The sequence below is a fragment of the Mesorhizobium hawassense genome (genome assembly GCF_003289945.1).
In the GTDB taxonomy this organism is placed as follows: domain Bacteria; phylum Pseudomonadota; class Alphaproteobacteria; order Rhizobiales; family Rhizobiaceae; genus Mesorhizobium; species Mesorhizobium hawassense.
Map to the genome: position 1 here is coordinate 72,460 of NZ_QMBP01000019.1, position 24,758 is coordinate 97,217.

27 protein-coding genes are annotated in these 24,758 nt (G+C 64.2%); 17 read left to right on the plus strand and 10 right to left on the minus strand.

All coding sequences use genetic code 11. The annotated features are described in order from the left end of the window. Window positions 1-142 precede the first annotated feature (142 nt). The 7 genes from tkt to DPM33_RS29080 all read left to right on the plus strand — a co-directional run bounded on the left by tkt (window position 143) and on the right by DPM33_RS29080 (window position 9,569). Window positions 143-2,131, plus strand: a complete 1,989-nt coding sequence (tkt, locus tag DPM33_RS29050; protein WP_112100830.1) for a transketolase — start codon at window positions 143-145, stop codon at window positions 2,129-2,131. A gap of 158 nt (window positions 2,132-2,289) precedes the next feature. After that, window positions 2,290-3,300, plus strand: coding sequence for a type I glyceraldehyde-3-phosphate dehydrogenase (gap, locus tag DPM33_RS29055; RefSeq protein WP_112100831.1), 1,011 nt, complete (start codon window positions 2,290-2,292; stop codon window positions 3,298-3,300). A gap of 194 nt (window positions 3,301-3,494) precedes the next feature. Then, a complete protein-coding gene (locus DPM33_RS29060; protein WP_245442455.1) occupies window positions 3,495-5,384 on the plus strand; it encodes a potassium/proton antiporter in 1,890 nt (629 codons plus the stop codon). 161 nt (window positions 5,385-5,545) lie between these two features. Then, window positions 5,546-6,742 (plus strand): phosphoglycerate kinase, encoded by a 1,197-nt coding sequence (locus DPM33_RS29065; RefSeq protein WP_112100832.1) that lies wholly within the window; start codon window positions 5,546-5,548, stop codon window positions 6,740-6,742. 119 nt (window positions 6,743-6,861) lie between these two features. Next, complete coding sequence (locus DPM33_RS29070; protein ID WP_112100833.1) at window positions 6,862-7,887, plus strand: class I fructose-bisphosphate aldolase; 1,026 nt, start codon at window positions 6,862-6,864, stop codon at window positions 7,885-7,887. Between the two features lie 153 nt (window positions 7,888-8,040). Then, entirely contained in the window at window positions 8,041-8,781 is a 741-nt protein-coding gene (locus DPM33_RS29075; RefSeq protein WP_112100882.1) for a DUF899 domain-containing protein, read from the plus strand. 65 nt (window positions 8,782-8,846) lie between these two features. Next, window positions 8,847-9,569 (plus strand): SGNH/GDSL hydrolase family protein, encoded by a 723-nt coding sequence (locus tag DPM33_RS29080; protein WP_112100834.1) that lies wholly within the window; start codon window positions 8,847-8,849, stop codon window positions 9,567-9,569. Between the two features lie 140 nt (window positions 9,570-9,709). Here DPM33_RS29080 and DPM33_RS29085 read toward each other — a convergent pair whose 3' ends face one another. Continuing rightward, complete coding sequence (locus tag DPM33_RS29085) at window positions 9,710-9,889, minus strand: hypothetical protein (protein ID WP_042641561.1); 180 nt, start codon at window positions 9,887-9,889, stop codon at window positions 9,710-9,712. 185 nt (window positions 9,890-10,074) lie between these two features. Between DPM33_RS29085 and DPM33_RS29090 the strand changes: the two genes are divergently transcribed. The 3 genes from DPM33_RS29090 (at window position 10,075) to DPM33_RS29100 (ending at window position 11,596) form a co-directional block, all read left to right on the plus strand. Further along, entirely contained in the window at window positions 10,075-10,239 is a 165-nt protein-coding gene (locus tag DPM33_RS29090) for a hypothetical protein (RefSeq protein ID WP_112100835.1), read from the plus strand. Between the two features lie 208 nt (window positions 10,240-10,447). Further along, window positions 10,448-10,858: a hypothetical protein gene (locus DPM33_RS29095; protein WP_167449262.1), complete on the plus strand. Its 411-nt coding sequence runs from the start codon at window positions 10,448-10,450 to the stop codon at window positions 10,856-10,858. Window positions 10,859-10,876: 18 nt separating this feature from the next. Then, on the plus strand, window positions 10,877-11,596 hold the full coding sequence (locus DPM33_RS29100) for a helix-turn-helix transcriptional regulator (RefSeq protein ID WP_027166621.1): 720 nt from the start codon (window positions 10,877-10,879) through the stop codon (window positions 11,594-11,596). Window positions 11,597-11,667: 71 nt separating this feature from the next. Here DPM33_RS29100 and DPM33_RS29105 read toward each other — a convergent pair whose 3' ends face one another. From DPM33_RS29105 to DPM33_RS29115, 3 genes are all read right to left on the minus strand, one after another. After that, a complete protein-coding gene (locus tag DPM33_RS29105) occupies window positions 11,668-12,360 on the minus strand; it encodes a DUF1013 domain-containing protein (RefSeq protein ID WP_112100836.1) in 693 nt (230 codons plus the stop codon). Between the two features lie 252 nt (window positions 12,361-12,612). After that, the gene (locus tag DPM33_RS29110; protein ID WP_112100837.1) at window positions 12,613-12,753 is read right to left on the minus strand and encodes a DUF1127 domain-containing protein; all 141 of its coding nucleotides are present in this window, start codon (window positions 12,751-12,753) and stop codon (window positions 12,613-12,615) included. A gap of 365 nt (window positions 12,754-13,118) precedes the next feature. After that, complete coding sequence (locus tag DPM33_RS29115) at window positions 13,119-14,126, minus strand: NAD(P)H-quinone oxidoreductase (RefSeq protein WP_112100838.1); 1,008 nt, start codon at window positions 14,124-14,126, stop codon at window positions 13,119-13,121. 113 nt (window positions 14,127-14,239) lie between these two features. Here DPM33_RS29115 and DPM33_RS29120 point away from each other — a divergent pair, with 113 nt between their 5' ends. From DPM33_RS29120 to DPM33_RS29130, 3 genes are all read left to right on the plus strand, one after another. Next, window positions 14,240-14,434, plus strand: coding sequence for a DUF1192 domain-containing protein (locus DPM33_RS29120; protein WP_059189946.1), 195 nt, complete (start codon window positions 14,240-14,242; stop codon window positions 14,432-14,434). 76 nt (window positions 14,435-14,510) lie between these two features. After that, window positions 14,511-15,758, plus strand: coding sequence for an MFS transporter (locus DPM33_RS29125; RefSeq protein ID WP_112100839.1), 1,248 nt, complete (start codon window positions 14,511-14,513; stop codon window positions 15,756-15,758). 31 nt (window positions 15,759-15,789) lie between these two features. Next, the gene (locus DPM33_RS29130) at window positions 15,790-16,065 is read left to right on the plus strand and encodes an ArsR/SmtB family transcription factor (protein WP_112100840.1); all 276 of its coding nucleotides are present in this window, start codon (window positions 15,790-15,792) and stop codon (window positions 16,063-16,065) included. 1 nt (window position 16,066) lies between these two features. Here DPM33_RS29130 and DPM33_RS29135 read toward each other — a convergent pair whose 3' ends face one another. Then, window positions 16,067-16,723, minus strand: coding sequence for a glutathione S-transferase family protein (locus tag DPM33_RS29135; RefSeq protein WP_112100841.1), 657 nt, complete (start codon window positions 16,721-16,723; stop codon window positions 16,067-16,069). 78 nt (window positions 16,724-16,801) lie between these two features. Beyond that, window positions 16,802-17,629, minus strand: coding sequence for an alpha/beta fold hydrolase (locus DPM33_RS29140; protein ID WP_425373598.1), 828 nt, complete (start codon window positions 17,627-17,629; stop codon window positions 16,802-16,804). Window positions 17,630-17,719: 90 nt separating this feature from the next. Between DPM33_RS29140 and DPM33_RS29145 the strand changes: the two genes are divergently transcribed. Next, window positions 17,720-18,238 carry a winged helix-turn-helix transcriptional regulator gene (locus DPM33_RS29145; protein WP_112100842.1) on the plus strand — a complete coding sequence of 173 codons (519 nt, stop codon included), beginning with the start codon at window positions 17,720-17,722 and terminating at the stop codon, window positions 18,236-18,238. Between the two features lie 233 nt (window positions 18,239-18,471). Here DPM33_RS29145 and DPM33_RS29150 read toward each other — a convergent pair whose 3' ends face one another. The 3 genes from DPM33_RS29150 to DPM33_RS29160 form a co-directional block, all read right to left on the minus strand. After that, window positions 18,472-18,873, minus strand: coding sequence for a hypothetical protein (locus DPM33_RS29150; RefSeq protein WP_042641631.1), 402 nt, complete (start codon window positions 18,871-18,873; stop codon window positions 18,472-18,474). 342 nt (window positions 18,874-19,215) lie between these two features. Then, a complete protein-coding gene (rpmF, locus tag DPM33_RS29155; RefSeq protein ID WP_006203806.1) occupies window positions 19,216-19,398 on the minus strand; it encodes a 50S ribosomal protein L32 in 183 nt (60 codons plus the stop codon). A gap of 154 nt (window positions 19,399-19,552) precedes the next feature. Beyond that, window positions 19,553-20,260, minus strand: coding sequence for a biosynthetic peptidoglycan transglycosylase (locus tag DPM33_RS29160; RefSeq protein ID WP_208648463.1), 708 nt, complete (start codon window positions 20,258-20,260; stop codon window positions 19,553-19,555). 128 nt (window positions 20,261-20,388) lie between these two features. On the opposite strand from DPM33_RS29160, the gene DPM33_RS29165 reads away from it, so the two are divergent. Next, window positions 20,389-21,306 (plus strand): polyprenyl synthetase family protein, encoded by a 918-nt coding sequence (locus DPM33_RS29165; RefSeq protein ID WP_112100843.1) that lies wholly within the window; start codon window positions 20,389-20,391, stop codon window positions 21,304-21,306. A gap of 16 nt (window positions 21,307-21,322) precedes the next feature. Here DPM33_RS29165 and DPM33_RS29170 read toward each other — a convergent pair whose 3' ends face one another. Beyond that, complete coding sequence (locus DPM33_RS29170; protein ID WP_112100844.1) at window positions 21,323-21,715, minus strand: lysozyme inhibitor LprI family protein; 393 nt, start codon at window positions 21,713-21,715, stop codon at window positions 21,323-21,325. A gap of 333 nt (window positions 21,716-22,048) precedes the next feature. Between DPM33_RS29170 and DPM33_RS29175 the strand changes: the two genes are divergently transcribed. After that, window positions 22,049-22,267: a tautomerase family protein gene (locus tag DPM33_RS29175; protein WP_112100845.1), complete on the plus strand. Its 219-nt coding sequence runs from the start codon at window positions 22,049-22,051 to the stop codon at window positions 22,265-22,267. A gap of 145 nt (window positions 22,268-22,412) precedes the next feature. Then, window positions 22,413-24,758 carry a response regulator gene (locus DPM33_RS29180; protein ID WP_112100846.1) on the plus strand — a complete coding sequence of 782 codons (2,346 nt, stop codon included), beginning with the start codon at window positions 22,413-22,415 and terminating at the stop codon, window positions 24,756-24,758.

The following is a 24,758-nucleotide window of genomic DNA, read 5'->3' on the forward strand; positions in this document are numbered from 1 at the left end:
TATCGCTAATGTAAGCCGCTCGATGCCATCACAAGCCCGGCAAAATCCACCCCGATTTGTTGACTAAAAGGCCGTGCCTGCTATGTGTCGCGCACCCTTTCCCTAGGGTTCTCCCAAGCCCAACCCCGTTCCCGGAGGATGCATGAGCTCGCGCGAACAACATGACCGGATGGCCAATGCGATCCGTTTTCTTTCCATGGACGCCGTCGAGAAGGCGAACTCCGGTCACCCCGGCCTGCCGATGGGCTGCGCCGACATCGCCACGGTGCTGTTCAGCCGCTTCCTGAAATTCGACGCCAAGGCGCCGCACTGGGCCGACCGCGACCGCTTCATCCTGTCGGCCGGGCACGGCTCGATGCTGCTCTATTCGCTCCTCTACCTCACCGGCTATGAGGACATGACGATCGACCAGATCAAGAGTTTCCGCCAGCTCGGCTCCAAGACCGCCGGCCATCCCGAATATGGCCATGCCGCCGGCATCGAGACCACCACCGGTCCGCTCGGCCAGGGCCTTGCCAATTCGGTCGGCTTCGCGCTCGGCGAGCGCATCATGAATGCCGCCTTCGGCAACGACCTCGTCAGCCACTACACTTACGTGCTGGCCGGCGACGGCTGCCTCATGGAAGGCGTTTCCCAGGAAGCCATCGCGCTGGCCGGGCATCTGAAGCTCAACAAGCTGATCGTCTTCTGGGACAACAACAACATTTCGATCGACGGTCCGGTGTCGCTTGCCGACAACACCGACCAGGTCGCCCGCTTCCAGGCTTCCGGCTGGAACGCCAGCCACATCGACGGCACCGATCCGGAAGCGATCGCCTACGCCATCGAGGCGGCGCGCCATTCCGACAAGCCGACGATGATCGCCTGCAAGACCACCATCGGCTTCGGCGCTCCGACCAAGGCCGGCACCAACAAGGCGCACGGCTCGCCGCTCGGCGCCGAGGAAATCGCCGGCGCGCGCAAATTCTTCAACTGGGACTCGCCGCCTTTCGAGATTCCGGCCGACATCCTCGATGCCTGGCGTGCCATCGGCAAGGGCGGCGCCAAGGCGCGGGTCGACTGGGAAGGCCGCCTCGCCAAGGCCGAGCCGAAGCTCAAGGCGGAGTTCGAGCGTCGCCTCGCCGGCAAGCTGCCCTCCAACTTCGACGCCGTCATCGCCGACTACAAGCAGAAGCTCTCGGCCGACAAGCCGAAGGTCGCCACCCGCAAATCGTCGGAAATGGCGCTGGAAGTCATCAACGGCGCGGTGCCGGAAACGATCGGCGGCTCGGCCGACCTCACCGGCTCCAACAACACCAAGACCAGCCAGACCAAGAACATCACGCCCGACGATTACGGCCAGCGCTATGTCCACTACGGCATCCGCGAGCACGGCATGGCGGCGGCGATCAACGGCCTGACCCTGCATGGCGGCCTCATCGCTTACGGAGGCACGTTCCTTTGCTTCTCCGACTATGCCCGCCCGTCGATGCGACTGGCCTCGCTGATGGGCATCCGCTCGATCTTCGTCATGACGCATGACTCCATCGGCCTCGGCGAGGACGGCCCGACCCACCAGCCGGTCGAGCACATGGCGGCGTTGCGCGCCATCCCGAACCACAATGTCTTCCGTCCGGCCGACGCGGTGGAAACCGCCGAATGCTGGCAGATCGCGCTCGAATCCGAAAAGACGCCGTCGACCCTGGCGCTCACCCGCCAGAACCTGCCGACCTTGCGCACCGAGCACACGGCCAAGAACCTGAGCAGCCAGGGCGCCTACGAGTTGGCCGCCGCCAGCGGCGAGGCGGTGGTGACGATCTTCGCCACCGGCTCCGAGGTGGAGATCGCGCTCGGCGCGCGCGACCTGCTCGAAAAGCACGGCCACCCGACCCGCGTCGTCTCGGTGCCGTGCTTCGAGCTGTTCGACCAGCAGAGCGACGATTACCGCAACAAGACCATCGGCAACGCCAAGGTGAAGGTCGCCATCGAAGCCGGCATCCGCCAGGGCTGGGACCACCTCATCGGCACCGACGGCATCTTCATCGGCATGCACGGCTTCGGCGCCTCGGGCACGATCGAGCAGCTCTATCCGCATTTCGGCATTACCGCCGACGCCGCGGCAAAGGCGGTCGAGGCCCGCCTGCACGGCTGATCGGGCTGCGTCAATTCGCGGGGCCGCAAATATGCGGCTCCGCTGCGCTGGACTAACCTAATCGATTTAAATTCGGCCTTCTGCGGCTGGATTCTTTGTTCCATGGCCGCTATGAAGCTGCGGACCCCAATCGCCTTCCAGCCCCTAGGGAGAGAAAAATGACCGTCAGAGTTGCCATCAACGGATTTGGCCGCATCGGCCGCAACATCCTGCGCGCCATCCATGAATCCGGCCGCAAGGACATCGACGTCCTCGCCGTCAACGATCTCGGCCCGGTCGAGACCAACGCGCATCTGCTGCGCTATGACAGCGTGCATGGCCGCTTCCCGCATGAAGTGACCGTCGACGGCGACCAGATCTCGGTCGGCAAGGAGAAGTTCAAGGTCACCGCGATCAAGGACCCCACCCAGCTGCCGTGGAAGGAACTCGGCGTCGACATCGCGCTCGAGTGCACCGGCATCTTCACGGCCCGCGACAAGGCCGCCGCTCACCTTACCGCCGGCGCCAAGCGCGTCATCGTCTCGGCTCCAGCCGAAGGCGCCGACCTCACCGTCGTCTACGGCATCAACCACGACAAGCTGAGCAAGGACCACATCGTCATCTCGAACGCGTCCTGCACCACCAACTGCCTGGCGCCGCTGGCGGCCGTCCTGCATGAGACCGTCGGCATCGAGAAGGGCATGATGACGACGATCCACTCCTACACCGGCGACCAGCCGACGCTGGACACCATGCACAAGGACCTCTACCGGGCACGCGCCGCGGCGCTCTCGCAGATCCCGACCTCGACCGGCGCCGCCAAGGCGATCGGCCTGGTGCTGCCCGACCTCAAGGGCAAGCTCGACGGCATCTCGATCCGCGTGCCGACCCCGAACGTCTCGGTCGTCGACCTCAAGTTCATCGCCAAGCGTTCGACCACGCCGCAGGAAATCAACGAGGCGCTGATCGCCGCTTCCAAGGGCAAGCTGAAGGGCGTGCTAGCCGTTACCCACCACCCGAACGTCTCGATCGACTTCAACCACGATCCGCATTCCTCGATCGCGGCGCTCGACCAGACCAAGGTGATGGACGGCAACTTCGTTTCGGTGCTGTCCTGGTACGACAACGAGTGGGGCTTCTCGAACCGCATGGGCGACACCGCGGTCGCCTTCGGCAAGACCATCGCCTGATCGCTGCCGCTCAATCGACGGTTCAAGCGCCCGGCTTCGGCCGGGCGTTTTCGTTTATACGGCCCGGGCCGCCAAAACCGCTGAAAATCAGCGGCATAAAGCGAAAAACCACGCTGTCGCCTTGCACTGGTCACGTCTTCGCCCCACTCTCCCGTAAAGCCACGGATAGAGGGATTCTGGAGGGGCAATAGCGGATGGAGCATGCGATCTATCTCGTGACGCTGGTCGGCACGGCTCTCATTGTCGCCGCCGCGTTTTCGAGCCTGATCGCGTTCCGCTTCGGCGCTCCTTTGCTGCTGCTCTTCCTCTGCATCGGGCTGGCCACCGGTGTCGACGGTCTCGGCATCGAATTCGACAATGCGCGGCTGGCTTATTTTGCCGGCTCACTGGCTCTGGCCATCATCCTGTTCGATTCCGGCTTCGGCACGCCGCTCAACGCGCTCAGGCAGGCGGCCGGGCCGGCGCTGTCGCTGGCCACGATTGGCGTTGTCCTGACCACCGGCATCTTTGCCGTCGCCGCGTCCTATGTTCTCAAACTCGATTGGCTGGAATCCTCGCTGCTCGGCGCCGCCGTCGCCTCGACCGACGCGGCCGCCGTGTTCTTCCTGCTGCGCGCTGGCGAGATCCATCTGCGCGAGCGCGTGCGCTCGACGCTCGAAGTGGAATCCGGCACCAACGACCCGATCGCCATCTTCCTCACCATCACCCTGGTCGAGATCATCGCCGCGCATGCCAACCCGGAAGCCAATGTGCTGGCCACCAACCTCTTGCTCGGCTTCCTTGCCAATATGGGGCTGGGCGCCGTCATCGGCGTGCTCGGCGGTCTTGGCATCGTGCGTCTCGTCGAGCGGCTCAATCTCGACCACGGACTGCTTCCGATCTTCGTGCTGACGCTGTCGCTGATGGTGTTCGCGGCGGCCGGCGCCATCGGCGGCTCGGGCTTCCTCGCCGTTTATCTTGCAGGGTTGATCGCCGGCAATTCCGACATCCGCGCCGTCACCATCCTGAAGCGCTTCCAGGACGGCATGTCGTGGCTGGCGCAGATCATCATGTTCCTGATCCTCGGCCTGTTCGCCACGCCGTCGCAGTTCCCGGCGATCCTGGTGCCGGCGGTCCTGCTCGGCCTGTTCCTGATCTTCGTGGCGCGCCCGGTCGCCGTCTGGCTCTGCCTGATCCCGTTCCGCCTGCCGCGACCCGAGGTCGCCTTCGTCTCGTGGGTCGGCCTGCGCGGCGCGGTTTCGATCCTGCTGGCCATCACGCCGCTGCTCGGCGGCCTCGAGCATGGCCGCCTGATCTTCAACGCCGCCTTCATCATCGTGCTCGTGTCTCTGGTGGTGCAGGGCTGGACGGTCGGTCCGCTGGCGCGCCGCCTCGGCCTGATCGTGCCGGCGCGTCTCGGGCCGCTCGACAAGGTCGAGCTCGAATTGCCGGGCTCGGCGCATCACGAATTGCTCGCCTATCGCGTGGCGCCCGGCAGCCCGGTGGCGCGCGGCGAGCGCATCCCGCGCTGGGCAAGGCCCTCGCTGGTGCTGCGCGACGGCCGCTCGATGCGCTTCCAGGACATGGGCCGGCTTGCGGCCGGCGATCAGGTCTACATCTTTGTCCCTGACCGCTATCCGCGCCTGCTCGACAAGCTTTTTGCCAGCCGCGCCGTCGTCGATCCCGAGGATGCCGATTTCTTCGGCGCCTTCGCCCTCGATCCCGCCCGCTCGGCGGCCGAGCTGGAAGCCGCCTACGGGCCAGGTCTGACCGAAGCCGAACAGAAGCTCACCGTCGCCGCGCTGGTTTCGGAGCGACTTGGCGGCCATCCCGAATATGCCGACCGCGTGGTGATCGGCCCGATCGAGCTGATCGTGCGCGATGTCGACGAAAAGGGCAGGATCACCGGGCTTGGCCTGTCCTTCGAGCCGACCGCGCCGGTGGCGCGCGTGCCGGTGTTCATGAGCGCCGGCGAGATCGGCGACCGCATAACGGCGCTTATCCGCAACTGGCGCAGGCCGGTGGAAAAGCAGGCGGTCGAGGACGTGCCGATCGATCCCGTGACGCCGGCACCGGACGGGCCGAAGGCAGCCAGCGAAGGCTGATGTCTCACGGCGACATTATTTTTGCACGCGCGCCTCAACGCGGCGCTTGCATCGTGGTTCGTGCCGGGTAAGGTCGCCCGCGTTTTCGCTAAAGCAATTCCAGGAAAAGTGTGGGCGGTTTTCCGTCCGGAATTGCGTCAAGGCACCAGGAAGGAACGACAATGGCCGGCTTCAAGACACTCGACGATATCGGCGCCGTCAGCGGCAAGCGCGTCCTGGTGCGCGTCGACCTCAACGTTCCCGTCGCCGACGGCAAGGTCACCGACGCCACCCGCATCGAGCGCGTCGCGCCAACCATCGCCGAGCTTTCCAGGAAGGGCGCCAAGGTCATCCTGCTTGCGCATTTCGGCCGTCCCAAGGACGGCCCCTCGGCCGAGTTCTCGCTGGAGCCGATCGCCAGGGCGACGGCCGAGGTTCTCGGCCGCCCGGTCGGCTTCGCCGCCGACTGCGTCGGCGACAAGGCCGCCGCTGCCGTTGCCGCCATGAAGGACGGCGACGTGCTGCTGTTCGAGAACACCCGCTTCTACAAGGCCGAGGAGAAGAACGAGCCGGCCTTCACCGAAAAGCTCGCCGCCAATGGCGACATCTATGTCAACGACGCCTTTTCCGCCGCGCATCGCGCGCATGCCTCGACCGAAGGTCTGGCGCGTCATTTGCCGGCCTATGCCGGCCGCACCATGCAGGCCGAGCTTGACGCCCTGGAGAAGGGTCTCGGCAATCCGGTTCGGCCGGTGGTGGCCATCGTCGGCGGCGCCAAGGTGTCGAGCAAGATCGACCTTCTGATGAACCTGGTGAAGAAGGTCGACGCGCTGGTGATCGGCGGCGGCATGGCCAACACCTTTCTTGCCGCGCGCGGCACCGATGTCGGCAGGTCGCTCTGCGAGCATGATCTCGCCGGCACCGCCAAGCAGATCATGATCGAGGCGGCGGAAGCCGGCTGCGCCATCATCCTGCCCGCCGACGGGGTCGTCGCCAGGGAATTCAAGGCCGGCGCCGCCAGCGAGACCGTCGCCATCTCGGACGTGCCGGCCGACGGCATGATCCTCGATGTCGGCGCAAAGACCGTGCAGAACGTCAATGACTGGATCGACCGCGCCGCGACGCTGGTCTGGAACGGCCCGCTCGGCGCCTTCGAAATCGAACCCTTCGACCGCGCAACGGTTGCGGCGGCAAAGCACGCCGCCGCGCGCACCAAGGCAGGCAAGCTGGTGTCGGTCGCCGGCGGCGGCGACACCGTGGCCGCGCTCAACCATGCCGGCGTGGCCGACGACTTCACCTATGTCTCGACCGCCGGCGGCGCCTTCCTCGAATGGATGGAAGGCAAGCCGCTGCCCGGCGTCGAGGTGCTGAAGCGGTAAACAGTCCGGGAGCTGGCAAAAGCGCCGGCGACTTTCAATCGATTCACGCTTTCCGGCGTCATTCCTTTGGCGGTAGTGTTCTGCTAGCGCGGAACAAACGCACCCGTAGGAGAGCACCCATGAGCGAACGTCTCGAAGATATCGCCACCGCGATGGTGAGCGGCGGCAAGGGCCTTTTGGCCGCCGATGAAAGCTCCGGCACGATCAAGAAGCGCTTCGACGTCATCGGCGTCGAATCGACCGCCGATAGCCGGCGCGACTACCGCGAGATGATGTTCCGCGCCAAGGACGCGATGACCACGTACATCTCCGGCGTCATCCTCTATGACGAGACCATCCGCCAGAAGGCCGCCGACGGCACGCCGCTGGTCGACATCATTAAGGCTTCCGGTGCCATTCCGGGCATCAAGGTCGATCTTGGCGCCAAGCCGCTGGCCGGCTATCCCGGCGACACCGTCACCGAAGGCCTGGACGGCTTGCGCGAGCGCCTGGCGGATTACTACAAGCTCGGCGCCCGCTTCGCCAAATGGCGCGCGGTGATCGACATCGACACCGGCAAGGGCGTCCCTTCGGCCAATTCGATCGCTTCAAACACCCATGCGCTGGCCCGCTATGCCGCGCTTTGCCAGGAGGCCGGCATCGTGCCGATCGTCGAGCCGGAAGTGCTGATGGACGGCGCGCACTCGATCGACACCTGCTACGACGTCTCCAGAGCGACGCTGGTGAAGCTCTATGATGAGCTCTACGCCGCCCGCGTCGTGCTGGAAGGCTCGATCCTTAAGCCGAACATGGTCATCTCGGGCAGAAAATCGGGCAAGACCGACAGCCCGGAGGAAGTCGCCGAGAAGACGATCAAGCTGTTCCGCGAGACAGTGCCTGCCGCGGTGCCCGGCATCGCCTTCCTCTCCGGCGGCCAGGAGGACGAGGAGGCGACTGCCAATCTCAACGCCATCAACGCCATCGGGCCGCATCCGTGGAAGCTCACCTTCTCCTACGGCCGCGCCCTGCAGGCCGCGCCGCAGAAGGCCTGGAGCGGCAAGGCATCGAACGTTGCCGCTGGCCAGGCCGCCTTCACCCACCGCGCCCATATGAACCATCTGGCGGCGCTTGGAAAATGGCAGCCGGCGCTGGAAAAGGCCGCCTGACGCTATCCTTATCGATCGGTTGAAAACCCGGGCTTTGCAGCCCGGGTTTTGTTTTTTGCTGATCGCATTCCTACCTGATGCAGCGAAACGCGGCAGCGATGTCGGATCGCGCCCATGTCGAACGTCCTTGGCAGGAGAGGACAGGAGATGGTCATGCATCGCAATGCCGTGGTTTCGCGCGACCACTGGTTCGAGGCGCACAGAAAGCACCTCGAGCGCGAGAAGGAGCTGACACGGTTCCGCGACCTTGTCGCAGCGGAGCGGCGGCAGCTTCCCTGGTTCAAGCTGCGCAAGGACTATGTCTTCGAGAGCGAAGCCGGGCCGAAACGGCTTGGCGAGCTGTTCGCCGGCAAGAGCCAGCTGATCGTCTATCATTTCATGATGGCGCCCGGTTGCGACCACCGTTGCCAGGGCTGCTCGTTCCTCGCCGACCATATCGACGGCGCCAACCAGCATCTGAAACATCACGACGTGTCACTGGTCGTGGTCGCGCGCGCGCCGCTGGCCGAGATCCTGCCCTACAAGCAGCGCATGGGCTGGAAGTTCGACTGGGTGTCGTCCTATGCGTCCGACTTCAACTTCGACCTGCAGGTTTCCTTCACCGACAAGCAGATCGCCGCCGGCGAAACCACCTACAATTTCGAGAAGCGTCCGTTGCGGTCGAAAGACCTGCCCGGCACCAGCATCTTTTATCGCAACGAGTGCGGCGACATCTTCCTCACCCTCATGTCGCGCGCCCGCGGCGGCGACGCTCTGATCGGCGCCTATCATTATCTCGACATGACGCCCAAGGGTCGCGACGAGGCCGGCCCCTATCACAGCCTGATGGACTGGGTGCGTCTCCACGACGAATACCAGGACAAGACCGAGGACCGGCCGGACTGCTGCGCGTAATCGGCCTCGTTCACCTTGGCCGAAACATGCGCTAATGGCTTTCAGGTCACGCCAACGGAACCGCCATGCAGCGCCTGCTTGCCCTCCTCACCTGGCTCGCCTTCCCGGTCTATGTCTGGCAGGGGCTTGGCGTGCGCCGCCGCACCAGCCGCATGTTGCCGGCGCAAGGCCCGGTCATGCATGAGATCGCGGGCAACGCCCCAATCATCTCCCTGCTGGTTTTGGGCGACTCGTCCGCCGCGTCGGTCGGCATCGAGCAATCCGAATATGGGCTCGCCGCGCAGCTTGCTCGCCTGATCGCCGAGCGCACCGGCAGCGCCGTGCGCTGGCGCGCCGCCGGCTTCAATTCCGCGACATCCGGCCAGATCCGCGATTATGTCCTGCCCAACCTGTCGGCCGACCCGTGGACGCATATCGTGCTCGCCATCGGCACCAACGACACCAAGAATTTTCATTCCGTGCCGCGCTTCAAGAAGGAATTCGGCGGCCTGCTCTACGCGCTGCGCGCCAAATGGCCGGAAGCGCGCGTGGTGTGGTCGCCGGTGCTGGAGTTCACCCGCGCGCCGGCAATGCCGCCATTGCTCGGCAAAATCCTCGAAATCCGCGCTGGCGCGATGAACCGCATGGGCGTGCGGCTCTGCAACGAGCGCGGCGCAATCGCCGCCGCCCGCCTGCCGATCACCAATCCCGAGGCCGGCTTTGCCTCCGATGGTTTTCATGCTTCGGCGGCGGGCTATCGCGCCTGGGCGGAGCATCTGCTGGATTTTGTGCTGGGCCAACTGCGCTGAGGTATGTTGAGATTCAGGTCAGGGCGAGCCGAGAATTGCGGCTTCCGAGAACCGGAGCGGAGCGTACTTAAGTACGTGAGCACCGGAAGCGCAGGAAGCTGCTATTCGCAGGCCGCCCTCACCTGAATATCGACGTACCTCTAGGCCCAGTGGCCGAGGACGGCGGCCAGCGAGATCGCGGCCATGGCAAGCAGCGCCAGCTTCCAGAAATCGCCGCGCCGCTTCAGCCCCGGCCAGCCGAGTGGCTTGATGACCTGGATCAGCATGATGCCGCAGATGACAAGGGCGAGCAGTTTCGTCATGCCGCCTTTGACCAGCAATGCCCGCGCCTGTCAAAGCCGTTCTCGGCGCCACTGCGCGGTCGCAACACCCTGACAAAATGCGCGTCTCCCAGCTTCTCGTCAGGCTTTGCGGCGCTTTCTTCCGTACACTGCCAACCTCCTGACAGACTGCTGTCAGGAGGGGTGTGAGATACTCTCCTCATCGAAAAGAGAGGAGTCAGGTTATGAACGGTTTCACCATCCTGCGCAGCGTGCAGCACTATGTCGGCAGGATCCGCACGGTGCGCAACGACCTCCGCACCCAGCGTTTTCTGAACACCTTGCCGGCGGATATCCGCAAGGACATCGGCTGGCCGGACCTTTACACCGGCCGCGTGCGCGAAAACTGAAATTTTGGCGCCGCGACTTGGATTGTGGCGGCGCCGCGCCCAGATGTAATGACAGCCAGTGATGTTGAGTTTCGGGAAAGAAGCGTTTGTTCGCCGGTAGCTTCGCCGCAGCCTCCTGACAGTATGTTGTCAGGAGGCATGCGGTATTTGGAGCAGCTTAGATCCTGACATCAACGAACATGAACCGACTATCCGGAGTAATCCGCGTATGGTGAAAAGCTGGAACGACAGGCTGAACACGGCGGGCATCAACGGCGTCAAGCCGTCGCCGCGTACGGTCGGCGATGTCGTTGAAGGCCAGCCGATGCTGGTGCCGACCGCACGCCAAGTCGACGACTTCATCCGCTCGATCCCCGAAGGGGTGGAGATGGATGTTCGTGCGCTGCGAACCGCTCTAGCTGTCGAGCATGGCGCCGAAGTGACATGTCCAGTCACGATCGGCTATCATCTTCGCACCGTTGCCGAGGCAGCTCACGAGGATCTTGAGCGCGGCATGGCGCTGAGCGATGTCGCGCCGTTCTGGCGTGTGCTGGATGCGCAAACGCCGACCACGGGCCGACTGTCCTTCGGGGCGAAATTCGTTGCCGCGCAGCGCAAGCGCGAAGGGCTGAAGCCATAAACCCCGGGGGAGAAACCGATGCGTCGCGCCGACAGGCTTTTCCAGATCGTCCAGCATTTACGGGGTGGCCGGCTGGTCACCGCGCAGAAGCTCGGCACGTGGCTCGAGGTTTCCGAACGCACCATTTACCGCGACATAGCCGACCTGCAGTCGACCGGCGTGCCGATCGACGGCGAAGCGGGCGTCGGCTACATGATGAGGGAGGGCTTCGACCTTCCGCCGCTGATGTTCACACGTGACGAGATCGTGGCGCTGGTTGCCGGCGCCCGCATGGTGCGCGCCTTTGGCGGCGCCGCAATGGCAAGGGCCGCCGACGAGGCGCTGGTCAAGATCGGCGCCGTATTGCCGGACACCGAGAAGGACCGCATCGCCCGTACCGAGATCCATACGCCGATGTGGGTGGTGAGCGACGCCGCGCGCGAGGCGATCGACCTCATCGAGCGCGCCGTCGAGAAGCGCCAAGTGCTGACCATCGACTATTCCGACGAGGCCGGCCGCGGCACCGCGCGCGACATCAGGCCCTTGGGCCTGTGGTTCTGGGGCAAGGTCTGGACCCTGGTCGCCTGGTGCGAGATGCGCGACGACTTCCGCGCCTTCCGCATCGACCGCATTGCTTCGGTCGTGATCGCCGGCCGCATCTTCAAGCCGGAGCGCGGCAAGCAGCTTGCCGATTTCTACCGCGCCGTCGAGCGCAGCGAGGATTACGGCATGGCGCCCGACCGCGCCGCCCGGACGTGACTTCCTCCCAAGCCATTGTCCAACAAAAAAGCCCGCTCGAAAGCGGGCTTTTTTGTTGAACCTCGAGACGCTCACTCCTCGTCTTCGTCCTTATCCTTCGACTTGAGCGCCGAGAGCTTGGCGAAGACGGCGTTGGCGTCGAGCTCCTGATCCTCGTCCTTCGGCTTCTCGGGCGCCGGCACCAGCCTTTCGGTAAGTGCTGCGGGCAGCAGCGTGTCGCCGACGGGCTGCGCCGGCTCGCGGCCGCGCGAGGCGCGGTTGACCTCGAGGTCGAGGTCGATCTGCGAGGTGAGGCCGAGCGTCACCGGATCCATCGGCTGCAGATTGGCCGAGTTCCAGTGCTTGCGCTCGCGGATCTGCTCGATCGTCGATTTGGTGGTGCCGACGAGACGGGAGATCTGCGCGTCCTTGAGCTCCGGATGGTTGCGCACCAGCCAAAGGATAGCGTTCGGACGGTCCTGGCGCTTCGACAGCGGCGTGTAGCGGGGACCCTTGCGCTTCGATTCCGGCACGCGAACCTTGGGATCGGACAGTTTAAGCCGGTGGTTCGGGTCCTTCTCGCTGCGCGCGATCTCGTCGCGGGTGAGCTGACCGGTGATGATCGGGTCCATGCCCTTGATGCCCTGCGCCGACTCGCCGTCGGCGATCGCCTTGACCTCGAGCGGGTGCAGCCCGCAGAACTGCGCGATCTGCTCGAAGGAGAGCGCGGTGTTGTCGACCAGCCAGACGGCGGTCGCCTTGGGCATCAGCAGCGAATTGGCCATATCAAAAATCCTTCTCGTTCGCCCGCGTTCCCGCGCGGGCGGTGGTTTTAGAGCCACCAAAATGGGAAATTCGCGGCCTGTATAAACGCTCCCTCAAATTTTCGCAATGTTTTTGGGAAGGGCAGTGAACCGCCCTAAAAAGACAAAACCCGCTGGACGAGGTCCAGCGGGCTTGGAACCGGAAACGAAGCAAGCGTCTCGACGGCTCTGGCTTGCCTGTCCAGCCCGGCCTTGCGGTCGGGCTGCGTCTGATTACACCGCCTGGCGGGCGATGCGCTCGATGTCGGCGCGGCTGATGCCGAGGTCGCTCAACTGACGGGCGTTGAGCTTGTTCAGCTCACGCACGGTTTCGTTGTACATGCGCCACTTACGGAAAGCATTGATCGGATTCATTGAATTTCTCCAGTCGTTTGATGAAATCGTTCGATGCCGTGTAAATAGGCATGACTGCCCAAGAAATGAACGGACGCTTTTGCATGGCCGCAATGCGTTTTGTGCATTGCAGCATTAAGCTTCGTTCAGCTTGGAACTAGCGACATGCGCCGACCCAGGATGGGTCGAGATTCAGGTCAGGCCGAGTCGAAAATGGTGGGCTTTGAGAACCGGAGCGGAGCGTACTTAAGTACGTGAGCACCGGCCTACGCCGGCCGTAGCCCTAGTTTAATTGCTGCGCCACAATGAATGGCTTCGGCCGGCGAAGGCCGGAAGCGCAGAAGGCTGGCATTTGCAGGCCGGCCTCACCTGAATATCGACCCATCCTAGCCGACGTCGAGGACGATCTTGCCGATATGCTCGCCCTCTTCCATCCGCTCATGCGCCCGCCAGGCTTCGGTCAGCGGAAAGATCATGTCCATGACGGGGGCAACCTTGCGCGTGCCGAGCAGCGGCCACACCTGCGCTTCGAGCGCAGCAGCGATGGCGGCCTTGAACTCGACGGTGCGCGGGCGAAGCGTCGAGCCGGTGTGCGTCAGCCGCTTCACCATGATCTTGGAAAAGTCGGCGCTGGCCACGGCACCGGCCTGGACCGCGATCTGGACGATGCGCCCTTCAACGGCCGCGGCATCGTAGTTGCGCCCGACATAATCGCCGCCGACCATATCGAGGATGACGTCGGCGCCTTTCTTCTCGGTCGCGTCCTTCACCGCGGCGACGAAATCCTCCTCGCGATAGTTGATAGCCCGGTCGGCGCCGAGCGTCAGACAGGCGTCGCATTTCTCCTTGCTGCCGGCGGTCGTGATGACATAGGCGCCGAAGGCCGAGGCGAGCTGGATGGCGGTGGTGCCGATGCCGGACGAGCCGCCATGGACAAGCAGCGTCTCGCCCTTCTTAAGGCCGCCGCGTTCGAACACATTGTGCCAGATGGTGAAGTAGTTTTCCGGCACCGCCGCGGCTTCCGAATGCGTGAAGCCTGCAGGCAACGGCAGCACGCTGCCGGCGTGCACCTTGACATATTCGGCATAGCCGCCGCCGGGCGTCAGCGCGCAGACCCGGTCGCCGATTCGCCAGCGCGATATCTGGTCGCCAAGTGCCGCGATTTCGCCCGAAGCTTCGAGACCGGGCAGGTCGGAAGCGCCGGGCGGCGGCGGATAGGCGCCCTTGCGCTGCTGCACGTCCGGCCGGTTGACGCCGGCCGCGTGCACCCGGATCAGCACTTCGCCCGGACCAGGGACAGGCACGTCACGGGTTTCCGGCTTCAACACCCTGGGACCGCCGGGCTGCGAAATCGCGATGGCCGTCATCTTTGCCGAAATCTTCACACTTGCCATGGCTTTCCGTCTTTCCTCATGCCGATCCGTCGCCGGCCGTTTGCGTCGACGCCCATGCCCTATGTATGCTTATTGCCAAACCAGGCAAATGGCCAAGTAAGGGAGGAGCGACGATGGCGATCTTCGACGACGAACCCAGGAAAAAGCCGCGGCCGCACGAGATCGGCCAGGACCTGTCGCTGCTGTCCGTCGACGAGTTGTCGGAGCGCATCGCGCTGCTGCGCGACGAGATCGCCAGGCTGGAAGCCGAGCGGGCCGCCAAGGGCGCCACCAAATCCGCCGCCGACGCGTTGTTCCGCCGCGGATGATTTTGTCGGCGCGCGCCGCCGAAAAGCCCCAATACGTCTGTCTTCAGACCCTGCGCCCCGAACCCCGGACCAAGCGATGTTTGCAACCTACCGACCGATCCTCTCGCTGCTGCGCGGCACGGCATTCCTGCTCGCCGCCTCCGGCCTGCACGGCCTGCTGCTGCCGTTGCGCGGCCAGATCGAGGGTTTTTCGACCGCATCGCTCGGTCTGATGGGCACGGCCTGGGCCGGCGGCTTCGTCGCCGGCTGTTTCTTCGCGCCGCGTCTCGTGCGCCGTGCCGGCCACGTACGGGCCTTCGGCGCCTTCGCCGCGTCGGGTGCCATCATCGCGCTGCTCACCGGCCTCATCGTCGACCAGTATTTCTGGATCCTTCTGCGCGCCTTCACCGGCTTCACCATGGCCGGCGCCTTCATGGTGATCGAAAGCTGGCTGAACGAGAAGGCCACCAACGAGAATCGCGGCACCGTCTTCGGCCTCTATATGATGGTCACCTATGCCTCGATCATGGGCGGCCAGATGATCGTCGCCGGCGGCGACGTACGATCAGCCTCGCTATTCATGATCACCGGCATCCTGTTTTGCCTGTCACTGATCCCGACGGCGGTATCGACCCAGTCGACGCCGAGGCCGTTGCAGGACGTCAAGCTCGACGTCAAAGGCCTTTACGCGAATTCGCCGGTGTCCGCGGTGGCCTGCCTCCTGATCGGCATCGCCAACGGCGCCTGGGGCACGCTGGGCGCGGTCTACGGCGCCCGCATCGGCATCTCGACCGCCGAGATCGCGCTGATGATGAGCCTTGTGGTCGTCGCCGGCGCCGCCATGCAACTCCCGGCGGGACGCCTTTCCGATACAACCGACCGCCGTTTCGTGCTGGCCGGCGCGGCCTTCGGCGCGGCTTTGGTCGCGGTGCTGATCTTCCTGGTCGCGCCGCGTTCTGGTGTCTTCGTCATCGTGCTCACCGCCGCCTATGGCGCCTTCGCCTACACGCTCTATTCGATCGCCGTCGCGCATGCCAACGACCACGCCCGCGCCGAAGATTTCGTCAAGGTTTCCGGCGGCCTGCTCCTGCTCTACGGCTTCGGCACCATGATCGGCCCGCTTTTGGCGGCGGCCTTGATGGGCTCGGTGCGTCCGGAGGGGCTTTTTCTTGCAACCGCGCTCGCGCATCTCAGCCTCACCGGCTACACGCTGCTGCGCATCCGTGCCCGCGCGCCGGTGCCGATCGAAAACCGCGATGCCTTCAAGACGCAGCCCGCGGACCGCGCGCTCACGCCCGAGGCCACGCGGCTCGATCCGCGCAGAAAGGTTGAAACCGACGGTTGAGATTTGGAAAACTTTGTCCCACAAATAAGGCATGATCTTTTCCGATGCCTTCGTGGCGATCGCCGATCCCAACCGGCGCTATCTGTTGGAAGAACTCCGGCGCGGCCCGAAGACGGTGAACGAGTTGGCGGCCGGATTGCCCGTCTCGCGCCCTGCCGTTTCCCAGCATCTCAAAGTCCTGCTCGACGCCGGCCTGGTCAATGCCAAGGCTGAAGGCACAAGGCGCGTCTATACCGTCAGCAGCGCCGGCTTCCTCGGGCTCAACATCTGGCTCGACCAGTTCTGGGAGACAGCGCCGGGGGAGTGATCTAGCCGTCATTGTATGGAAAGAACTTGAAATAGGGCTGCGCTTCTTCGATCACGCGGGCGAAGGATGGGCGCGCCAGCAGCCGGTCGTGGTAGCGTTTCACAGCCGGAAACCTGTCGCCGAACGGCTCGACCTTGTTGGCGTAGAACAGCGCCGGCGAGGCCGAACAATCGGCCATGGTGAAGGTCTCGCCGACCGCCCAGGTTTTTCCCGCAATCTCCTCTTCGACGATGGCATAGGAATCGCGCAGCTGCGCGCGACCCTCCTCGACGCCGAACGGGTCAACTTTGTCCTGCGGCCGTAGCCTGTCGCCGACGATCTTCTGCATCGGATGCTGCACATAGAAGTCGTAGAAGCGATCGGCCTGACGGACCTGGAGGGCGAGATCGACATCGGCCGGGATGAGTTCGACCGGCCCGGGACAATGCGCGGCGAGATATTCCACGACGATGGTCGATTCCAGCACCGTGCGGTCCCGCGCATCGTCACGCAGCGCCGGCATCTTGCCCGTCGGCGACACTTTCAGGAATGCCGCGCGCGAAGCCTCATCGCCGAGATCGACGATGACTGGCCTGAACGGCGTGTCGTTCTCATAGAACGCAATGAGCGGCTTCCAGCAGAACGAAGCCAACGGGTGGAAGTGGAAGGTCAGGGACATGCTTGGCCTCTCTGTCGCTATTCAATCACTGTCGAAGAATTCACCTGTCGCATCACAGCCGCGTCAAGCTCCTAATGGTCAGCCATGCATCGCGATGGCATCGATGATTTGCCGCCAGTCGTCGGGATGCAGTTCGTGGCCGCCACCTTCGATCTCGACCAGCCTTGCGACCGGAACCACGTTCGCCAGCGCCGCGCCATGTTCGACCGGAAAGATCGGGTCGGACGTGCCGTGGATGACCAGCAGCGGCACCGCGATATCCCTGATGCTGCGCTTCGGACCGCCGCCCTTGAGCGCAAAGTGGTTGGCAGCACTTGCAAGGCCGCCGGAGCGCTCGTAATCCGCCTCGATCAGCGCACGCGCCTGTTCGGCGTCGAACGGATGCAAGGTGCTCGCCAAAGCGCGCGCGTCCTTTGCCATATAGGCAAGCACCTGGGTCCGATCGGCCCAGTCCACGTCGCCGCCTTCTGCAGCATGCTTGCCATAGGCCTCGGTCATTCCGGGCAGGCCGGACGTATCGACGCCGAGCGGCGAGCTCGAGATCACGGTGAGCGCGCTGACGCGTTCGGGATATTTCAGCGCCACGTTCTGCGCGATAATGCCGCCCATCGACATGCCGGCGACATGCGCCTCGGCGACGTCATGGTCGTCCAGCACGCGCACGGCATCGTCCACCATGTCCTCGAACGCGTAGGGCGGCGCGCCGGGAGCGTACTTCGTCGACAGGCCGGTATCGCGGTTGTCGTAGCGGATGACGAAACGGCCACGCCCGGCGAGTTGCCGGCAGAAGTCTTCCGGCCACCACTGCATCGAGGCCATCGCACCCATGATCAGCAGGATCGCCTGATCCGCCGGGTCACCGAAGGTCTGCGAAACGATTTTCGGCCGCTGTGTCGACATCGTCATATGCTCCTCCAATCCGGTTGCATTTTGCAATCAGTTGCACGATAATCAAACCGATATCATAATGCAACTGGTTTTTCTGGAGAGAATGCCATGAGCATCGACCGTCGATCCGGCTGCCCGATCAATCTGTCGCTCGAGGTCTTCGGCGACCGCTGGAGCCTGATCATCCTGCGCGACATGATCTTTGGCGGAAAACGCCATTTCCGCGAGTTGCTCAACGGCTCGCTGGAAGGCATCGCTTCCAACATCCTGGCCGACCGGCTGAAGCGGCTGATGGAGCTCGGGCTTCTGACCAAGGCCGACGACCCTAGCCACAAGCAGAAGGCGATCTACAGCCTGACCGAGATGGCGATCACGCTGGTGCCGATCATGGCGCAGCTCGGCGCCTGGGGGCGGGTCTGGCTGCCGGTCACGGAAGAATTGTCGATCCGCGCCGAGCTGCTCGAAAAGGGCGGCCCGCCGCTATGGGAGCAATTCATGGACGAGCTGCGCCAAGAGCATCTCGGCGCGCCGTCGAAGACGCCGCCGAACACGCCGACCGTGCGCCGGCAATTGCGCGCTGCCTATGAGGAAGTGGTTGCGCGAAAGGCTGAAGCCGTCACTGAGTAAACTCCGCCTGGAGCTGCAACGCCCCGGATGTGTCGAGATTCAGGTCAGGCCGAGCCGAGAACGATGGCTTCCGAGAACCGGCCTTCGCCGGCCGTAGCCTTCATAGAGCGGAGACCCTTATGAGGGCTTCGGCCGGCGAAGGCCGGAGCGGAGCGTACTTGAAGTACGTGAGCACCGGAAGCGCAGGAAGCCGTCGTTCGCAGGCCGGCCTCACCTGAATATCGGCACATCCCTCAGTTTAAATTGATATCCCGGCTTGCCGACCGCATCGACACCGAGAAGCCTGCAAGCACATCGAACAGCGCGATGATCATCAACGTGAAGAACACCGAATGCGCCGCGCCTTTGACCAGCAGGAACTCGACCAGGAAGGCGATGAAGACCAGCGTCGACAACAGATGATCCAGGATCGACGCGTTGGTCGTACGTACCGATTTTGAGATCTCGATGAACAGGAAGATCAGCCCGATCAGCACCATCAGGTCGCCAAGCGTCATCGAGAAGACGCCGCCCGACATCATGCGGAACGAGAACATTTCCGTCATCCAGGGATCGTCGCCGCCGCCGAACAATCCGAGCAGGCCGAGATTGTAGAGGACGAAGGGCACGATCAGCAGCGGGATGGCACCGAACATCTGGGCGACTCCAATGGGGCACCCCCTCTTGTAAAATCCGCGGCAAGCGCGCCGTCAAGGTTTTTCGCTGGCCGCAGTGAACACGCTGTAAGACCTAATGAAATAACGATGTCAGCCGGTTGCCTAATGATGTGGCCCGGAAGTGTACAGGGGTTCTGGGATTGCGACATGCATCAACAATAAAGACCTAAAGCGCGTCGCCTGAATCCGTTTCAGCGCGACGCGCTTTGGCCACCGGCGGCGCCGGCGATCCATTCCGAACGCCCGTCATCCCCGGCACCAAAAACAAAAAAGACCGGCCAGAGGCCGGTCTTTTGAAACGTCAAAAACTGTGGAAGCTTCTCAGCTTTCCTTCGGCTCCAGCACCTGGCGGCCGCGATACATGCCGGTCTTCAGGTCAATGTGGTGCGGGCGGCGCATTTCGCCGGAGTTCTTGTCCTCGACATAGGTCGGGGCCTTGAGGGCGTCGGCCGAGCGGCGCATGCCGCGCTTCGACGGAGAGGTTTTTCTTTTTGGAACGGCCATGGATATGCTCCACTACATGGTCAAAATGCCCCGGCAACCCTCGCGAAAGGGCCGCATCGAGGCCATAATCTGAGAAAGTCGGGTGCCTATACACGCCTTGCGCCGTTTTGGCCAGCGTCGCCCGTGAATTTTTTTGAGCCGGCGACGCTTCGTCCTAATCGAGGCAGCCGACATAGGCGCCGGACCTGCTCGCACGGCGCTCAATCAAGCTCGCAAGACGCCTCAGTCCAGGCCCCGGCTTGGCCGGATTGCGCGCGATCGGATTGGGCAAGGAAACGGCAAGCAGCGCAGCCTGCCGCCGCGACAATTGCTTGGCCGAGACACCGAAATGGTGTTGCGCAGCGGCCTCGATACCGTAGATGCCCGGCCCCCATTCGGCGATGTTGAGATAGATCTCCATGATCCGCCGCTTCGACATCACCGCGTCGAAATAGACCGCCAGGGGCAGCTCGACGACCTTGCGCACGCTGCCCAGCGGCCGCGACCACAGGAAAAGGTTCTTCACCGTCTGCATGGTGATGGTGGAGGCGCCGCGCGTCGCCTCGCCGGCCAGCGCATCGTCGACCACGCCGCGCAATTCGCCGAGATCGACGCCGCGGTGGAAGCAGAACTGCCCGTCCTCCGACATGATCACCGAATGCGCCAGCACCGGCGCCACGTCGTCGATCGACACCCAGCGCCGGTCGTAGCCGGAGAAGGTGACGAGATCCTTCAGCATCAGGGTCGAAACCGGGTGCACGAAGGACGGCAGATAGAGGAAGGTCAGCACGACCGGTATAGCCGCGAGCACGAGCGCCACGACCAGGCAGCGCCGGGCGATGCGCTTCACACCGGCGCGGTTCAGGCGCCGACGTCGCGCCATGTCCAGCCCTTCGCTTTCATATCCGACGATCGGTTCCGTCAAGCCGTCCCACCCGTGCCTCGCCCTCTCCGGCATAAAGGCGCGCGCCTGCTTGCGCAATGTCTGAGTGTCGGCTACCGCTCCCGGCCATGAGCAAAGACGACCAGATCGCCTTCGAATCCGCGCTTTTTGTGCGCGCAGCAGCCGTCGAGGCCGAGCTGCGGCGCATCCTCGACGCGCGTCCGCTTTCCGGCGAGATCGCGCGGCCGGAGCGCCTGATGGCGGCCATGCGCCATGGCGTGCTCAACGGCGGCAAGCGGCTGCGGCCTTTTCTGGTCATAGAGAGTGCCGCGCTGTTTTCGGCCGACGGTGACGCGGCGCTGCGCGTCGCCGCTGCGCTGGAATGCGTGCATTGCTATTCGCTGATCCATGACGACCTGCCGGCGATGGACGACGACGATCTGCGTCGCGGCCAGCCGACGGTGCACAAGGCCTTCGACGAAGCGACCGCGATCCTCGCCGGCGACGCGCTGCTGACGTTAGCCTTCGACATCGTCGCCGACGAGGCGACCGCACTGTCGGCGGAGCGTCGCGCCAATCTCGTTCTCGCACTTGCCCGCGCGGCCGGCGCCGGCGGCATGGTCGGCGGCCAGACGCTCGATCTCGAGGCCGAGCGCAAGCGGCCGGACGAGGCCGGCATCATCACCTTGCAGGCGATGAAGACCGGCGCGCTGATCCGCTTTGCCTGCGAGGCCGGCGCGATCGTTGCCGGCGCGCCGCTCGCCGACCGCGAGCGGCTGGCCGAGTTCGGTTCGGCGATCGGCCTTGCGTTCCAGCTCGCCGACGACCTGCTCGACCTCACGGCGGACGCCAAGCAGATGGGCAAGGCGACGAACAAGGACGCCGCCGCCGGCAAGGCGACGCTTGCCGCGCTGCACGGCCCCGACTGGGCGCGCGGCCAGCTCCACGGCCTCATCGACCAGGCGCATGCGCTGCTCGAGCCTTATGGCGAGCAGGCGGCACTGCTCAAGGCCGCCGCGACCTTCGTGGCGACACGCAATAGCTGACAGCGTCGGCAATTGCCTAAGGATTTCTCTGGACACGCTTTTCGAGTTCGACCGTGCGTGTGCTCAAATCGTCCAGTTCAAACCCTTGAGACGTGAGGAAGGCCGCCGATCCGTTGTCGGGATCGGCGGCAAGACGGTGCGCTTCCTGCAAATGATGCTTCAGCCAGGCGCGTTGCTCGCGCTGCAACCGTGCGCGTTCGGGGCCATGTTCGCCCTGCATCAGTGTGTTGTAGGCCGCGTTCAGCCGGACATCGAACTTGTCGATCTCGGCTTTCCCGCAATTCAGCATCGCCTCGGTGACGCCGGCGGACCGGTCGATGCACGCTTTCATTTCGGCATCGCTCTGCGCCATCGCGGGATGAACAGTTGCCATGGCGACAATGCCGAGAACGCAAACATATCGGAGCATGGAGGCACTTCCTTGAAACCGGAATGCAGGTCTGGGCATGTCTGGTTCTGGCAAGCTAACATTCGCCTCGGATTGGCAACAAGGCAGGCCCATCTGCGCGTCGGACACGATATGTTGAGCAGGCAAGGTCGAATTGGCGGCCGATGGGAACAGTGATCTAGCCAGCGATCCTGCCGGATTGTTCGCGCTGTCCGAATACTGCTGTCGACAGAGCGCTGATTATCCCGCGGCGCCAGCAGCCTATATCCGCCCCGGAACAACGAATGGAGCGTTTCGGCCTCGCCGACCGTCTCTGTCCACCGCCGTGACATCCGCCCAGAAAGGAGCCAGGAAATGCCCTTTGCCAACTTCAAGACCCCCGAAGCCGCCCTAACAAAAGCGCAGAAGGAGGACCTCGTCCACAGGACCACGCAGATGTTCGTCGACTATTTCGGCGAAGGTGTGCGCCCCTACACCATGGTGCTGATCGAGGAAGTTCCTGATGGAGGCTACGGCCGAGCCGATGAAGTCTTTATTCTTCCCGACGCCTACCGGGCGAAAGATACCGACTGATTGACCTGGACGGAGCCGCTTGGCGAATGGCTCGCTTCAACTTGATCCGCCAGCACCAAGTAATCATACCCCCACCAACGAAATCTTAATGTAAATCAAGCGTAATCCCGACCATTAAAATTGTGCGTATGTGTCGGGGTTGCGCATGCCGGAATACTCTTCCTTCCTCCGGTCGATCCGGATCCGCTACATTTCGGGATTGCTGATCTTCGCGCTGGCTTCGGCCGCGGTGATGTATGCGCTCAACCGCGTGAATTCCTTCCGCCATGAGGTCGATGCGCTCAGCGGCAATTTCGTCATCTTCGCCCGCGACCTGCGCAACGCCACCAATTTCGCCGAAACGACCGGCACCGCCTGGCGCAGCGAGACACGCGACGCGCTGACCACCGCCGCGCGCGGCCATTCCGAGCGGCTGACGGCCGAGATCGAGATCCTCAACGCCGAGCTTGCCGCGATCAGGCCGCGCCTGTCCAGGAACACCACCAACGCGCTGGATACCGCCTCGGTGAATGACGACCTGTTCTGGTCGGCGCGCGACATGGTGCGCAACTTCAATCTGATGTCGACCGCCCAGAAGGTCGACGAATGGAGCTACCGCGAGATCCGCAACCAGAACGACCTCTTCGCCCAGCCGATGCTGGTGAAGGTGCGCACCGCGCTCGACGAGGAGCGCCGCCTCGCCGACGCCTCCAACGACCGACTGCTTCTGTGGGCGAGCGGGCTGCTGTTTGCCGTGCTCGCAGTCGCCGCGGTCCTGATCTTCCGGCCGATGGAGAATGCGATCCGCCGCGCCTTCGCCGAGACCGCCGCGTCCTTGTTCAAGGCCGAGGCCGCCGACCGCGCCAAGTCGGAATTCCTCGCCAATATGAGCCATGAGATCCGCACGCCGATGAACGGCGTGCTTGGCATGGCGGAGCTGCTCGCCAAGACCGAGCTGACACCGCGCCAGAAGACTTTCACCGACGTCATCGTCAAATCCGGCAACGCCCTGCTCACCATCATCAACGACATCCTCGATTTCTCCAAGATCAATGCCGGCCAGCTGACGCTCGACCCCGCCCCCTTCCGCCTGGCCGAAGCGGTCGAGGACGTGGCGACGCTGGTGTCGGCGCGCGTCGCCGAAAAGAACCTCGAGCTCATCGTGCGCGTCGACCCACGCCTGCCGGCCTTCGTCGTCGGCGACGCCGGGCGCTTCCGCCAGATCGTCACCAACCTGCTCGGCAACGCCGTGAAGTTCACCGAGAAGGGACACGTGCTGGTCGATGTTGGCGGCGACGTTGTCGACGGCGTGGTCCAGCTCAAGGTCCGCGTCGAGGACACCGGCATCGGCATCCCGGCCGAGAAGCTGCAAAGCGTGTTCGAGAAATTCGCCCAGGTCGACGGCTCCTCGACCCGCCGCCACGAAGGCACCGGACTTGGGCTTGCGATCGGCGCCCGGCTGGTCGACCTGATGGGCGGCAAGATCGGCGTCGAAAGCGAGATCGGCCGCGGCTCCGTCTTCTGGTTCGCCGTGCCGCTGCCGGCACATGACCAGCAGGCCCGCGACGAACTCGTGCCGGTCGACGTCACCGGCGCCCGGGTGCTGGTCATCGACGACAATCCGGTCAACCGCGAGATCCTGCTGGAGCAGCTCAGAAGCTGGAGCTTCGACTGCGCGGCCGCCGAGAGCGGCGCCGTCGGCCTCGCCTTCCTCGACCGTGCCTGCCAGCTCGGCGCCTCGGTCGACTGCATCATCCTCGACTACCAGATGCCGGGCATGAACGGCGCCGATGTCGCCAAGGCTATCGCCGCCGACAGCCGCCTTTCCTCCATTCCTGTCGTGCTGCTCACCTCGGTCGACCAGGTCGATTTCGGCCGGATGGTGATAGATTTCGGCATCGTCGCGCATCTCACCAAGCCGGCACGCTCGGCGGTGCTGCTCGGCACCGTCATCTCCGCCATCCAGAAGGCGCGCACGCAAGGCGCCAAGGCGGCGCATTTCGTGCGCGAGCCGGTCGTGGTCCAGGCGGCCCCGGTGGCGCCGCCGGCCTTCACCGTCATCCGCGGCCCGACCGTTCCGGTCCCGGCAGCGTCGGAATCGGTCGCCGCGCCGAGCGGCCCGGTCGATATCCTGATCGCCGAGGACAATGACGTGAACCAGCTGGTCTTCGGCCAGATCCTCAACGGTTTCGGCCTCAGCTACCGCATCGCCGGCAACGGCCGCACGGCGGTCGAGATGTACCGCTCGCTGCGCCCTCGCCTGGTGCTGATGGACGTCTCGATGCCGGAGATGAACGGCTATGAGGCAACCCGCGCCATCCGTGCGATCGAAGCGCAGAGCGGCGGCCACACGCCGATCATCGGCGTCACCGCGCATGCACTGAAGGGCGACCGCGAAAAATGCATCGAGGCCGGCATGGACGACTACCTGCCCAAGCCCGTCTCGCCCGACCGCCTCGGCGCCAAAATCGGCACCTGGCTCAGCGAGACGGTAGCGGCCAAGACGGCGTAA